At 42.9% G+C, this 15,288-nt stretch carries 8 protein-coding genes and 2 pseudogenes; all 10 read right to left on the bottom strand.

Annotated elements, in window-relative coordinates; translation table 11 throughout:
• Window positions 1-20: 20 nt before the first annotated feature.
• The 10 genes and pseudogenes from polA to dnaE all read right to left on the bottom strand — a co-directional run bounded on the left by polA (window position 21) and on the right by dnaE (window position 15,282).
• Window positions 21-2,649, bottom strand: a pseudogene (gene polA / locus PGRAN_RS09480) (DNA polymerase I).
• A 150-nt stretch (window positions 2,650-2,799) separates the two neighbouring features.
• The gene (gene icd, locus PGRAN_RS09475; RefSeq protein WP_036066733.1) at window positions 2,800-4,068 is read right to left on the bottom strand and encodes an NADP-dependent isocitrate dehydrogenase; all 1,269 of its coding nucleotides are present in this window, start codon (window positions 4,066-4,068) and stop codon (window positions 2,800-2,802) included.
• Window positions 4,069-4,090: 22 nt separating this feature from the next.
• Window positions 4,091-5,212, bottom strand: coding sequence for a citrate synthase (citZ, locus tag PGRAN_RS09470; protein ID WP_036066731.1), 1,122 nt, complete (start codon window positions 5,210-5,212; stop codon window positions 4,091-4,093).
• A gap of 64 nt (window positions 5,213-5,276) precedes the next feature.
• Window positions 5,277-5,738 carry a DUF441 domain-containing protein gene (locus tag PGRAN_RS09465; RefSeq protein WP_036066815.1) on the bottom strand — a complete coding sequence of 154 codons (462 nt, stop codon included), beginning with the start codon at window positions 5,736-5,738 and terminating at the stop codon, window positions 5,277-5,279.
• A gap of 123 nt (window positions 5,739-5,861) precedes the next feature.
• Window positions 5,862-6,242, bottom strand: a complete 381-nt coding sequence (locus PGRAN_RS09460) for an FxsA family protein (RefSeq protein ID WP_036066730.1) — start codon at window positions 6,240-6,242, stop codon at window positions 5,862-5,864.
• A 429-nt stretch (window positions 6,243-6,671) separates the two neighbouring features.
• A pseudogene (gene pyk, locus PGRAN_RS09455) lies at window positions 6,672-8,430 on the bottom strand (pyruvate kinase).
• A 239-nt stretch (window positions 8,431-8,669) separates the two neighbouring features.
• Window positions 8,670-9,629 carry a 6-phosphofructokinase gene (gene pfkA, locus PGRAN_RS09450; RefSeq protein WP_036066729.1) on the bottom strand — a complete coding sequence of 320 codons (960 nt, stop codon included), beginning with the start codon at window positions 9,627-9,629 and terminating at the stop codon, window positions 8,670-8,672.
• A 297-nt stretch (window positions 9,630-9,926) separates the two neighbouring features.
• A complete protein-coding gene (locus tag PGRAN_RS09445; RefSeq protein WP_036066728.1) occupies window positions 9,927-10,883 on the bottom strand; it encodes an acetyl-CoA carboxylase carboxyltransferase subunit alpha in 957 nt (318 codons plus the stop codon).
• Window positions 10,873-11,748, bottom strand: coding sequence for an acetyl-CoA carboxylase, carboxyltransferase subunit beta (gene accD / locus PGRAN_RS09440; RefSeq protein WP_036066726.1), 876 nt, complete (start codon window positions 11,746-11,748; stop codon window positions 10,873-10,875). Before accD ends, PGRAN_RS09445 begins: the two co-directional genes overlap by 11 nt.
• Window positions 11,749-11,958: 210 nt before the next feature.
• On the bottom strand, window positions 11,959-15,282 hold the full coding sequence (dnaE, locus tag PGRAN_RS09435; protein WP_036066723.1) for a DNA polymerase III subunit alpha: 3,324 nt from the start codon (window positions 15,280-15,282) through the stop codon (window positions 11,959-11,961).
• Window positions 15,283-15,288: the final 6 nt, after the last annotated feature.

The following is a 15,288-nucleotide window of genomic DNA, read 5'->3' as shown; positions in this document are numbered from 1 at the left end:
TTTTTAACCCCTTACTTATGTTATTTAGCGTCATACCATGTATCTCCGAAAGAACTGTCTACTTTAAGCGGAACAGAGAGCTCTACGGCGTTTTCCATGACGTCTGGAACAATTTCTTCTAGTTTCGCGATCTCACTCTCAGGCGCCTCAAAAATCAGTTCATCGTGTACTTGGAGTAATAAACGTGCTTCTAGTTTCTCCGAGATAAGACGGTCATTCATAAGGATCATTGCTTTTTTAATAATGTCAGCGGCACTTCCTTGGATTGGCGTATTCATCGCAGTCCTCTCAGCAAATCCACGAACATTAAAGTTTCGACTTGTAATTTCTGGAATATAACGACGGCGATGCAAAATCGTCTCTACATAACCCTTTTCCTTCGCCGAACGCACGATATTCTCCATGTAATCTTTCACCCCAGGGTAACTTGCAAAATAACGATCAATAAAATCGCGCGCATCTTTTCGAGTAATTCCTAGGTTTTGAGACAAACCGTAATCACTAATACCGTACACAATACCAAAATTAACGGCCTTTGCTTGGCGGCGCATCAGTGAATCCACCGCTTCTTGCTCTACATGGAAAACATCCATTGCCGTTTTTGTATGAATATCATAGTCGTGTTTAAAAGCATATTGCAAATTCTCATCTTCGGAAATATGTGCTAAGACGCGGAGCTCTACTTGCGAATAATCCGCGGAAAACATTTTCCAGCCTGGTTCAGATGGAATAAATACTTGTCGGATTTTACGACCTTCTTCTAGGCGAATCGGTATGTTTTGCAGGTTCGGATCAACCGAGCTTAGTCTGCCGGTTTGTGCCATCGTCTGGTTGAAACGCGTGTAAACTTTTTCTGTATCTTGATGTGTTACTTTTAGCAAGCCTTCGATGTACGTCGATTGGAGCTTGCCTAGTTGACGGTACATTAGAATGCTTTCTATGATTGGGTGTGCGCCCGCTAACTTCTCGAGTACGTCCGCAGATGTGGAATACCCCGTCTTCGTTTTCTTTTCCGCTGGTAGCCCTAGATTTTCAAATAGAATCACGCCGAGTTGCTTCGGTGAATTGATGTTGAATTCGACGCCTGCATATTCGTGAATCGTTTTTTCGAGTTCGCTCAATCGACCGGCTAGCTCTACTTTCATATCTTCCAAACGCGCGATATCCACTTTGACGCCGTACATTTCCATCTTCGCTAAAACTTTCGATAACGGCAATTCCAGATCTTCAAACAAGCCAAGTTGCTCATTGTTTTCGAGCTCGGTATGCATCTTCTTTTCTAGTTCAGAAACAGCAACCACTTTTCGCGCCAAATGCTCAGCGACGATGGCTTCTTCTGGAATTTCGCGTTTTGCACCTTTTCCATAGACGAGTTCATCGGTTTTAACCGCGTCAAAATCATGACTAACCGCAACGCTCGCAAAATCATCAATGGTGTCCGACGGGTTCAGCAAGTAAGATGCCAACATGATATCAAATTCGATTCCATCTACGGCAATATCAAATTTGGAAAGCCCAACAATTGTTTTTTTCGCATCGTATACGACTTTCTCTTTGCTTGAATCTTCTAGCCATTTCTTCAGTTCAGACGACTTCCTTACTGTATCCTCCGTTGCAAAAAAAGTGCCTGCCTCTGAGTGAAAAGCAATGCCGATAAACGGCGCGGTATGATAATTGTCATTGTCGAGTTCCACATATAGCGCGGTTTTATCGCTCAAATGGGATGCTTTTACTTCATGCACAATTTCAAATGTGATATTCTCGAGTTCTTTTTCTGGTTCGCTGGATTCGCCTTGGATATTTTTTTAAAATCGTCGCAAAGCCGAGTTCTTTCAACAGCGGTACCACTTTTTCAATATCATAGCCGGCATATTTGGTATCCGTCACTTTCATTTCAATCGGCGAATCGGTATTGATAGTGGCAAGTTCCTTACTCATGATTGCGGATTCCTTATTGTCGACTACTTTTTCTTGAAGTTTCTTACCGGAAATTTTATCCGCATTGGCTAATACTTCTTCTACTGTACCGAATTGGTGTAGCAGTTTTAAAGCTGTTTTTTCACCAACGCCTGGAATACCCGGAATATTATCCGATGAATCGCCCATTAAGCCCTTCATATCAATGATTTGCTCTGGTGTGAGATCGTATTTTTCTTTCAGACTGGCCGGCGTGTTTTGCTCCATATCGGTGATCCCTTTTTTCGTAATGTACACCGTCGTTTTCTCACTGGCAAGTTGCGTCAAATCCCGATCTCCGGTAATGATAACGACCTCTAAGCCATCTTTTTCGGCTTGTTTCGTGATCGTCCCAATAATGTCGTCCGCCTCATAATTCGGTAACTCATAGCGCGGAATCGAGTAAGCATCCAGCAATTCACGAATAAACGGAAACTGTTCCGAAAGCTCGCTCGGCGTTTTTTGGCGCCCACCTTTATATTCTTTATACTGACTATGTCGAAAAGTCGTTTTTCCAGCATCAAAAGCCACCAAAACATGATTTGGCTGCTCTTTTTCCAACACATTCATAATCATCATTGCAAAGCCATACACCGCGTTCGTGTAAACACCTTTCTCATTACTCAAAAGTGGTAACGCGTAAAAAGCGCGATTCGCAATACTATTTCCATCAATTAGTACCATTTTATTCACAGGGATTCCTCCTCAAAATTTAGCGCTCATTATGTCCATTTTACCATAGAAAAACCGAATGTGCCCGTATTGTAAACGCACAAAAAAACCGGTTTTAAAAGCGCAGGATCACGTTCTTCCTTCCCTTTTAAAACACGGTTTCATGCAGCATTAGAAATTGCGAATCAACGCATCGGCAAACGCAGAGCATTTCACTTCTGTCGCGCCATCCATCAAACGTGCGAAGTCATAGGTTACCGTCTTGTCAGCAATCGTTTTCTCCATTGATTTAATGATTAATTCCGCGGCTTCACTCCAGCCAATGTGCTCGAGTAATAACGTTCCTGATAGAATAACCGACGAAGGGTTCACTTTATCAAGATTGGCATATTTTGGAGCCGTACCATGTGTCGCTTCAAAAATGGCATGCCCTGTTTGGTAATTGATGTTCGCACCTGGTGCAATACCGATACCACCAACTTGAGCCGCAAGCGCGTCAGAAATGTAATCTCCATTCAAGTTCATCGTTGCTACTACATCAAATTCAGCAGGACGAGTTAGGATTTGTTGTAAGAAAATGTCAGCGATCGAATCTTTCACTAAGATTTTGCCTGCCGCAAGCGCTGCATCTTGTTTCGCATTTGCGGCATCCACACCATCTGTTTCAACGATCCGATCATATTCCGCCCACGTGAAGACTTTATCGCCAAATTCGCGCTCTGCCAGGTTGTAACCCCATGTTTTAAAAGCGCCTTCCGTGAACTTCATGATATTTCCTTTATGGACTAGCGTCAATGTTTTACGGCCTTCCTTGATTGCATATTCCATTGCCGCGCGCACCAAGCGTTCCGTGCCTTCTTTAGAAACAGGTTTCACGCCGATTCCGGAAGTTTCAGGGAAACGAATTTTATTCACACCAAATTCATCTTTTAGAAAGGCAATCAATTTTTTCGCTTCATCGCTACCTTCTTTAAACTCGATGCCCGCATAAATATCCTCCGTATTTTCACGGAAAATAACCATATCCGTATCCTCTGGACGCTTCACTGGAGAAGGTACTCCGGTAAAATAACGAACGGGACGCAAACATACGTATAAATCCAGTTCTTGGCGTAGTGCCACATTTAACGAGCGAATCCCGCCACCAATCGGCGTTGTAAGTGGACCTTTAATCGCAATAAGAAACTCATCTATCGTATCTAAAGTCGCTTTTGGCAACCATTCCCCTGTTTGGTTAAACGCTTTTTCACCAGCTAGAACTTCTTTCCAAGCGATTTTTTTCTCACCATTATAAGCTTTTTCAACGGCAGCATCCAATACGCGCTGAGCCGCACGCCAAATATCAGGTCCCGTACCGTCTCCTTCGATAAATGGAATAACTGGATTATTTGGTGTTTGTAGGGCACCGTTTACTACTTGAATTTTTTCACCTTGTGTCAAATTAATTTCCTCCTCGCAATTTTTAGTCCCGTTCTGTGACAGGAATATATTCTCTTGAATCCGGTCCAACGTATATTGCACGCGGACGAATCAAGCGGTTATCACGGTATTGTTCAAAGATATGCGCCAACCAACCAGAAACACGACTCATCGCAAAAACAAGCGTGAATAAGTCATGATCGATATCAAGTGCGTGGTAAACAGACGCCGAGTAAAAATCGACATTCGGCTTTAAATGTTTGAACTCCCAAACAGCCTCTTCCACCTCAGCAGAAATAGCATAATACTCCGGCTCACCCTTTTTCTCCGTCAATTTACGTGCCATCTCTTTCAGATGCATCGCACGCGGATCGCCACCTTGGTAGACACGATGACCGAAGCCCATGATTTTCTCTTTATTGTCAATTTTATTTTGAATGTATTCGCGGGCGTGACCTTTTTCTTTAATCTCTTCAATCATGTCAATCACACGCTCATTCGCGCCACCATGTAGCGGTCCTTTTAGTGCACCGATTGCTGCTGTAACGCCTGAATAGACATCTGAAAGCGTCGCAACACAAACGCGAGCCGTAAACGTAGAAGCATTAAATTCATGATCCGCATGTAGGACAAGCGCTTTGTTCATGGCCTCGACCGCCAAGTAACCAGCTTCTTCTCCGGTCAGCATATACAAAAAGTTCGCCGCCATACTCAAATCATCGCGTGGTGGAATCGGATCAAGACCTCGGCGAATCCGTGAGAACGCCGCCACAATCGTCGGCATCTTCGCTTGCAGACGAATCCCCTTACGATAAACCGCTTCCCCATCATCCATTTCCGCTTCCGTATCAAAAACACCAAGCATCGAAACGGTTGTCCGCAACACACTCATCGGATGCAATTTTTGGTGATGTTGCAAACGCAGACTCGTAATAATTGTCTCCGAAACTGCCATATTTTCACGTATTTCACTTGTGAATTTAGCTAAATCCTCCGCGTTCGGCAAACGTAAATGCCAAAGCAAATAAATGACCTCTTCAAATGTTGCGTTACTCTCCATCAGATCATCAATACCATAACCAACATATGTCAGCATGTCATCTAAAATAGAACTAATCGACGTCTCCGCCACATATACATTTTCTAAGCCTTTTGAAACCGTCATTATTTTTCCCCCTAACAGTATAAAATTTAGCACTATCAGCTATGTAAAGTTTTCGCTTCACAAGTTATTTGAATAGAGCGACACCTTGCATAAGTACGTACGCAATGCCAGCCGCAATCACCGGTCCAGCTGCAACACCACGAAATAGCACGACTGCTAAAATCGTACCAAAAACCAGTGAAACCGTCACTTGTGGGTCCACCGCCATATAGCCAACACCTTTTTTCGCCAAAATAGAAACAGCAATCCCTGCGAAAAGCCCGATCCAACCAGCTGCCGATTTAAAGGAATCAATCAAATCTTTAAAGCCAATTTGACCCGTCGCAATTGGAATTAGGATAGCGACTGTGATCACCGTCACACCCCAATTAATCCCCCTCGATTGAATCATCTCCATCACCTTGCTATCCACATGAAACAACTTCAGTAAAATAACAATAGCAACAGCAATGATCAGCGAGTTATTCTTCGCTAGTAAACCGAGCCCGAGAAATAGTAGTAAAAAAAGCATACTTTCTGTAAACAAGAAGAACAAACCTTTCCTTCTGAGAAAATGTCAGATTAATTGTATTATAGCATACCCGCACCCTACAATGTAAAGCGATACTTATCGTATATCTAGAAATAGATAAGAAAAGCCAATGACTTGCTACCTCATATCAAAATAGGTGAAGTGACCTTGACTCATTCGCCGCTCTATCCAACGATTGATGCGCGGTTTAATCCATGATCGCACGAATGGCAGGAACAAGAGAAGTCCGCCTATTGATGTGAGAACTCCTGGAATAACAAGTAAAAGCCCCGCTAAAAACAGACAAATTGTGTCGAGTAAATAGGGAGTCATGACCTTTCCTTTCCGCATATTTTGGGTAATGCCTCGCCATAATCGTTTGACGATGAAAACCCCGAATGCTGTCGAAGCAATCTGGATGAGAATCAATGGCCAAAAACCGACCCATTGGAATAGTAGGATATAGGTAAGCAATTCGATGAAACCGTACGCGCCCCAATAATAGATTAGTTTTTTCATTTTGTGGGACCTCCTTCATTTGTGACTTCTTTCATTATAACGTAATTTGGGAGAATTTAAAAACCAGATCAATCCGGTGAAGGAAGTTGATCTGGTTCTTTGCTGAGGCATCTCTTGCTTGATTAGAGCCTAGGTATGCAAAAGAGTAGGTAGTGAGCATATAATCATCAGTAGCACTAACGCCAAGCAGTGAATAACTGTCAGGCAAATAAAGGCGCAGAGAAGTTTGCCACTAGGTTTTCAAAGAGGTATGGTGAATCTTATTCTGTGGTGTGGAATTTGTATTGGGGCGCGTGCTCAGCGCCTCCGGATCTAGCTTCAACAGCCAGCCCCTCGAAACTTTCACGCCCTCCACAAAAACCAAGTTCGGGTTTTCATTGCGGCCGCTCCAAGTTTTTTCGGGGCTAACGGGCTGTTTCAGCTTTTCAATTAATGCGTCGCTGTTTTTCCATTATACACATTCCCTTGGCGTGCATCGACTGTGATTGTTTCCCCGTCTTTTACAAGGTCTGTTGCGTTTGTTGCGCCTACGATTACTGGAATTCCTAGTGTGATTCCAACAACGGCTGCGTGGCTAGTTAGGCCGCCTTCTTCTACAACTACTGCTGCACTCTTCTCGAATGCTGGTAACATTTCTTTGTCTGTTGTTTTCACGACCAGAATGCCACCTTCTACTGCTTTTTCTAACGCTTCTTTATTAGACTTCGCTACTACGGCTTGTCCGATAACAGAAGTGGAACCAATTCCGTGACCTGATACAGCTTTATCACCGATTAATTGGATTTTCATTAAGTTCGTTGTACCAGATTCTGTAACTGGAACACCGGCTGTGATGATGATTAGATCGCCTTGTTTCGCAAGTCCTGACGCTAGTGATTCTTTTACTGCAAGGTCGAACATGTCATCTGTATTAGCAATCGGTGCTGCTAGACGTGGGTATACGCCCCATACTAGAGAAAGTCCGCGACATACGCGCTCGTTGAAAGTCACTGCTAAAATATGTGATTTCGGACGGTATTTCGAGATCATGCGTGCTGTGTGTCCACTTTGCGTTGTGGCAACAATCGTGTGTACGTTCAAGTTGCGCGCTGTGTGACCAACCGCTTGCCCGATCGCTTCTGTCATATCAGAGTTTTGATGTGCTTTAAGCGCGAATTTATCTTGAGCTACTAATGCTTCTTCCGCACGTAGCGCAATTTTAGTCATCATTTGTACGGATTCTACTGGATAATCCCCAGCTGCTGTTTCACCAGAAAGCATGATCGCATCTGTACCATCAAAAATGGCATTGGCTACATCACTTGCTTCTGCGCGAGTTGGGCGTGGGTTGCGTTGCATAGAATCTAACATTTGAGTTGCTGTAATAACTGGTTTTGCAAGTTTATTACATTTTCTGATCAATTGTTTTTGAACAATCGGAACTTCTTCAGCTGGAATTTCAACGCCGAGATCACCACGAGCAACCATTAAACCTTGAGATACTTGCAAGATTTCGTCGATATTGTCAACGCCCTCTTGGTTCTCGATTTTAGGAATAATTTGAACGTGTGTTGCATTGTTTTCTTCCAAGATTTTTGTGATTTCAAGAACGTCTGTTGCGCGACGCACGAATGATGCCGCGATAAAGTCGATTCCTTGCTCTAGACCGAAACGGATATCGTTCGCATCTTTTTCTGTGATACCAGGTAGGTTGATCGATACGTTTGGCACGTTCACGCCTTTTTTTATTTTTAAGTACGCCTGGGTTTTGAACATTTGTTATTAGTTCACGGTTGGCAGCGTCTTTCTCGATTACTTCAAGACCAATTAGGCCGTCATCTAAAAGAATCGTTGAACCGATTTCTACGTCATCAAATAGTTCTGTGTATGTTACGGAGAATTTTTCTTTTGTTCCAAGGACTTCTTCCATTGCTACGCGAACAGTGTCCCCTTTTGCAAATTCTAATTTCCCGTTTTCCATATCGTTTGTACGGATTTCAGGGCCTTTTGTATCAAGTAAAATCGCTACTTCTGTTCCCGTAATTTTGACAGCTTCACGAATATTTTTGATACGCGCGCCGTGCTCTTCATAATCACCATGTGAAAAATTAAGACGACATACGTTCATACCTGATTCGATTAATTGCACTAATGTTTCTACCGTTTCACTTGCAGGTCCAATCGTACAAACAATTTTAGTTTTTTTCATCTTTTATACTCCTCCTAAGAATACCTATTCATTCATTACTTATTATAAACTCATCCGCCCCATTTTACCAGTAACTTCACTAGCGTACAATGGTTTTGTGAATTTATGTGCATGTTGACCAAACTTTTCATTATTTTTTAAGGCACGGTTTTATGTAACACGTTTTCATGCCTATTTTCATTTTAATCCGTAGGAAGAGGCTTCTAAGTTATGCAAAACTAGAAACCTCTACCGTTGTATTAAATGGATAGTATTGTTGCTAAATCAAACATTTCTTTATCAATCACGTGTTTTTGTTTCAAAACTTCCGTGATATCATTTTCGACGATCTTATTATTTTGGATACCGACAGCAAGACCGCCACGGTTCTCCATTAATAAATCGACAGCACGCGCGCCTAGACGACTTGCCAATACGCGGTCAAAAGCAGTTGGGCTACCGCCACGTTGAACATGTCCTAGAACTGTTACACGAGCATGGTAGTCTCCAAATTCAGCTAATTGATTCGCGAATTCATTACCAGAAATAACACCTTCTGCTACGACGATAATACTATGTTTTTTACCGCGAGCAAGACCTTTATTTAGGCGTTCCACTACGTCTTCCATTACAAAATTATGCTCTGGAACGATGATAGCTTCTGCCCCTCCAGCAAGACCTGACCATAGTGCGATATCACCAGCATCACGACCCATAACTTCGATAATAAAAGTACGTTCATGACTTGTTGCCGTGTCGCGAATTTTGTCGAGCGCGTCAAGCACTGTATTTAAAGCTGTGTCAAAACCAATTGTAAAATCAGTTCCTGAAATATCGTTATCGATTGTTCCAGGGATACCAACTGTTGGGAAGCCGCGTTTCGTTAGCGCTTCAGCTCCATGATAAGAACCGTCGCCACCAATAACAACAAGGCCTTCAATACCAAATTTCTTCAATTGCTCGATACCTTTTAATTGACCTTCTTCTGTCGCGAATTCAGGATAACGCGCCGAGTAAAGGAAAGTTCCTCCACGGTGCAATAAATCTCCAACAGAGCCTAAATCAAGTTTATGGATATCTCCGTTTACTAGACCAAGAAATCCGTAATCGATACCGTAAACTTCTAGTCCTTCATAAATACCTTTACGCACAACGGCACGAGCCGCAGCGTTCATTCCTGGTGCATCTCCACCACTTGTTAAAACTGCAATACGTTTCATCAAAATCCCACCTCAAACAATGAATATTATTTTTCATCACATGGTTACATTCTACATCACTTTTCTCAAAAATGAAAGCAGGAATCTAGTCCTTTTTTCATGTTTTGTGAAACTTTTCATTAATTCGGAACCGAAATGGTGCATACCAATTGCTTTCGAGTAGGAATTGGTATTGGTTTATTACCCTTCGCTAGCGTAGACCAAACATGATGGTTTATTTTTTTTCAAACCGCAAAACTTCTAGGTCAACAGAATGAACCAAGAAAAAACCAGTTGTAGCAACCGGCTTTTTCTTGATTATAGTTCTTCGTAAACACCAATTTTTTTAAACTTCTCATACCGTTGATCGGCTAATTTCTCGCCTTCTAACACGGATAAGGCATTCAAACTCTTACGAATAACGGCAGAAATGAGTGCGGCCTGCTCCTCGACATTGCGATGAGCTCCACCACGTATTTCTGGGATAATCCCATCTGTAATACCTAGATCGAATAGATCAGTTGCCGTGATTTTCATCGATTCGGCTGCTTGTTTCGCAAGGCTGGCATCTTTCCAAAGGATTGCTGCCGCGCCTTCTGGTGAAATGACGGAAAATACGGCGTTTTCAAGCATGTAGATTTCGTTCCCAACACCGAGCGCTAAGGCTCCACCACTTCCACCTTCCCCGATAACAATCGAGATAATCGGCACAGTCATGTCGCTCATCTCGTAAAGGTTACGCGCAATCGCTTCGCTTTGTCCACGTTCTTCTGCGGCACGACCTGGATAGGCACCTTTTGTATCAATGAAGCAAATAATAGGACGTCCGAACTTATTGGCTTGTTTCATTAAACGTAATGCTTTACGGAAGCCTTCTGGATGCGGCATCCCGAAATTACGATGCAAATTATCTTTCGTATCTTTCCCACGTTGATGACCAATAACGGTGACTGGTGTACCATTGAATGTTGCTACTCCGCCAACAATAGCTGCATCGTCACCAAAATAGCGATCGCCGTGTAGTTCCATAAACTGATCGAATACAAATGGAATATAGTCTAGTGTCGTTGGGCGTTCTGGATGGCGCGCCACTTGGAATTTATCCCATGCGGACATGTTTCCATAAATCGCATCCTCTAACTTGCCAAGACGAATTTCCAATTTCACGATTTCCTTCGACAAATCAACGTCGGATTTCTCGTTATATTCTTTGAGATCAGCAATTTTTGTTTGCAATTCCAAAATTGGTTTTTCAAATTCTAGTTCATTTGCCATTTGCCGAATCCTCCTTTTTTGTGTGAATATCTAGAAGGAAACGCAGTGTTTCGCGCATATCAAGGCGGGAAACGACTTCATCAAGCTGGCCGTGCTTTAATAAGAACTCCGCTGTTTGGAAGTCCTCTGGTAAGTCTTCGCGAACCGTTTGCTCAATCACACGACGCCCGGCAAAACCAATCATCGCTCCCGGTTCTGCAAAATTATAATCGCCCAGTGACGCGAAACTTGCTGACACGCCTCCTGTTGTAGGATGCGTCATGATCGAAATCGCTAGACCACCATGATTACTGAATCGTTTAAAGGCAGCGGACGTTTTCGCCATTTGCATGAGTGATACCATTCCTTCTTGCATACGAGCACCACCTGATGCTGTGAAAATAACAAAAGGAACGCCTAATTCATCCGCTTTTTCGACAGCGCGTAATATTTTCTCGCCGACAACAGAACCCATACTTGCCATCCGGAATCTGGAATCCATGACAGCCACAACAAATGGTAACGTCGCAATCGTCGCTGTCCCAGTTAAAATAGCCTCATTTAGATCCGTTTTCTTTTTGTCTTTTACAATCCGATCCATATAGTCTTCAAACCCAAGTGGATTTGCCGTTGTTAAATTGCCATCTAATTCTTGGAACGAGTCTGCGTCTACTAAATACGCTACTCTTTCTTGCGCCCCAAGCGAGTGGTGATAGCCACAATAGCTACAAACCTTCAAGTTTTTTTGTAGTTCTTTCGAGTACATTATTTTCTTACATGAAGGACATTTCGTCATAATACCTTCTGGAACATCAGGCTTAGAGCCATCTGAAGGAATTGTTGCATATTTCCTTTTTTTCGGTTTCGTAAACAAATCTCCTAACAAAGGATGAACCCCCTTAACACACAATCTCTTTTCTACCAACGCTTCTAAGACATATGAATGGCTCTTTCTCGCGCTTTGTTACCGGTAGTTTATTTATCAAACTTTATCGTCCACTGTCCATATTAGCATTTTTTAACCCTTTTGTCTTTTTTATTTTGACCTTACATTACGTCACACTACTATACCATATTTTTTTTATTTTTTAAAAGGCTAACGAACGATGAAATTTCCTTCCCCTAGAAGTTCCGTGATTGCTTTTGCAGTTTCTGGACTGCCGTTAATGCTGAATTTAGGTTGCAACTGGGTGGTTTGCTTCGTCACTTCGTCATGCAATATCACGTGGATATCTCCGTGATTGGCGAGTAAAATAGCTTTTAGCGCTTCTAATTGGCTCGCTTCTTTGATTCGTAAAAAGGCCCTTTTTGGCACCTCGATATCTTTGACGTTCTCTGCTTGGTTGATAACGAGTTGCAAGTCACCGTTTCGTTGGTCTACTTTTGCTTGGAACAGTACGATAAGTCCTTTTTCGGCTAAGTCTGTGTATTTCCGGTACGTTTCAGGGAACATGACAGCACTCATTTCGCGGCTATCATCACTAATGGTGAGAAAACACATCGCTTCGCCTTTTTTGGTGCGAATTGTTTTGATATCGTGAATGTACGCTGCCACTTTGTAAATTTTTCCTGACTTCACTTGTGATAAGGCAGTGATTTCGAGCAACTTTAATTTATCTTGATAAAAAGTGACAGGGTGGGCCGAAACATATTGTCCGACATATTCTTTTTCTTTTTCGAGCTTGATATCTAGCGCGAGTGGACTTGCTTCGCGGTATTTTGGCTTCATTTTGTGGAACAGCTCATCATCCGTTGTGAACAGGTTGATGCCCTTTTCATCGTCGCCTAACAAGCTAACGTATTGAAGTGCCGCGTCCATCGAGGCGATATACGTTGCACGATCCTTACCAAATTCATCAAAGCATCCTGCATAAATAAGCGCTTCTAGGACTTGCTTCGTCAATTGTTTTTGAGGCATTCGTTCGCAAAAATCAAAGAAATCCTTGAACGGCGCGCCTTTTCGTTCGTTTACAATTGCTAGTACGAATTTACTTGGCACCTTCCGAATAACACGCAGACTAAAGCGAATCGCGTCATTTTCGACTTGAAAATGGTAGTAACTGCGATTGATCGATGGGCCTTGCATTTGAATGCCGTAATTTTTTGCTTCGGCGATGTACTGGCTAATTTTATCGTCGTTTCCGATGACAGCACTCAAGAGTGAAGCCATGAAAGCGGCTGGATAATTCGCTTTTAGATATGCTAGTTGGAAGGCGATTTTGGAATAAGCGACAGCATGGCTCCTATTGAAACCATAATTGGCAAAGCGGACGATGAGATCGTAGACTTGATCAGCGCTCGCTTGCGTATAGCCCTTGTTGACTGCACCGGAAACAAAGTGAATCCGTTCTTGCTCTAAGACATCTGCCTTTTTTTTACTGACGGCACGGCGCAATAAATCAGCCTCGCCTAATGAAAATCCAGCCATTTGTGAGGCGACTTGGATAATTTGTTCTTGATAGACGATAATACCGTAAGTAACACCTAAAATTGGCTCTAAATCAGGATGTGGGTAGACAATTTCTTGCTTGCCATGTTTGCGGGCAATAAATGTATCGATCTGTTCCATTGGACCCGGTCGGTAAAGTGCATTCGTCGCAACAATATCCTCAAACGAAGTCGGCTGTAAATGCTTTAACACGCGCCTGATACCATCTGACTCAAACTGAAAAATCCCTGTCGTATCCCCTTTTTGAAAAATTTGTAGCGTTTTGGGGTCGTCTAATGGTATGTCTTGTAAAGTTAACAGTGTTTCACGAATGTAATTGACATTTTTCAAGGTGCGATCAAGTAAGGTTAAATTGCGAAGTCCGAGAAAATCCATTTTTAGAAGTCCTATTTGTTCGAGTTCGCCCATTGCAAACTGTGTTAGGAGCGCGTCCCCACTCCCTCTTTGTAAGGCGATTTGGTCAACGAGTGGTTCATCGCTTATTACTACTCCCGCGGCATGCGTGGAAATATGGCGCGGTAAGCCTTCAATTTCGGTAGCAATTTCCCAGATGAGTTGGTTCTGCTCGGAACTGCTGATGTGACGTTGCAGTGCTGTGGATTGTTCGTGTGCTTTTGTCAACGTCATGCCCAGTTCTCGCGAAATGAGCTTCGACCAATCGGACAATTGCACTGAATTTAAGCCAAAAGTTCGCGCAGTATCTCTTATCGCAGCCTTCGCAGCGAGCGTTCCAAACGTGCCGATTTGCGCGACGTGTTGCGTCCCATATTTAGCGACGACGTAAGAAATGACCTCATCGCGACGATTATCTGGAAAATCTAAGTCAATATCAGGCATGCTAATTCGCTCGGGATTAAGGAATCGCTCAAACAGTAGCTGATATCGAATAGGATCAACATCCGTAATTTGTAATACGAAAGAAACAAGAGATCCTGCGGCAGATCCACGACCTGGGCCGGTCAAAATACCATTTTCCCGTGAATATTTCATAACGTCCCATACGATCAGAAAATAATCAGAAAAGCCCATATCTTGAATCACTTTCAATTCATAATCCAGGCGCTGCCAATACGTTGCATCCGGACTATCCACCCTTTTTTTCAAAGCTTCATAGCATAAATCTTTCAAAACTGGACCAGCTTCAAAACCTTGTGCTAGCGGGAATTTCGGCAGTAAATGTTGATCCATCGCAATATCTACTTCACACATCTCTGCAATTTTGCTAGTTAATGCGAGTGCTTCTTTTTCAAATGGGGTTGTAAATAAGCTTTCCATTTCTTCAGGTCCAGCGAAATACGCGCCTCCAGACAACGGTAAATGATGCCACGACACCGTTTCATTATCTCGGATCGCACGTAATATTTCTGCGCTACGAACCCCTTTTGGTTCTAGATAATGAACATTTTTAGTCGCAACAGCCGGAATCTGAGCTACTTCACAAAACTCACGAATCGCTTCGTAAGCTGGGTTCTCTTTTTGCAAAGTCATGTAAAAGTTATTTTCACCTGCGATTTCGCGCCATTTAGCAACAACAAAACGGGCATCTTCCTGTAAACCTTGGCGAATCAGTTGTTCAATTTCTCCTGCTTCTCCAGGCGAGAACAGCAGCAAACCTTCCTGGTAAGACTCCAGCCATTTTAGGGGCAGTTTCTGCTCGTCTCGTGTTTCGATAGCGCTTGAAATTTTTAGTAGATTGCGGTAGCCCTGCGTTGTTTTAGCGAGTAGGAGCAACTCGTAAGTCTCAAGCGGCTGGGTTACACCTTCCACCGAGATCGTCATGCCAATCAATGGCTTGATTCCTGCAACACGACATTTTTGATAAAATTCGATGACACCATACATCACGTTATGGTCGGTAATCGCAACAGCTGGATAATGAAATTGTTGTGCCTTCTCAATAATCCCATCAATAGCAGCCGTACTAGACAACAAATCGTACGCGCTCGCTACTTGTAAATGAACAAATTCCATTATCCT

It is taken from the genome of Listeria grandensis FSL F6-0971 (assembly GCF_000525835.1).
GTDB classification, from domain to species: domain Bacteria; phylum Bacillota; class Bacilli; order Lactobacillales; family Listeriaceae; genus Listeria_A; species Listeria_A grandensis.
Note: the sequence above shows the minus strand (reverse complement) of the source record. Positions and strands in the feature narration are given on the sequence as shown.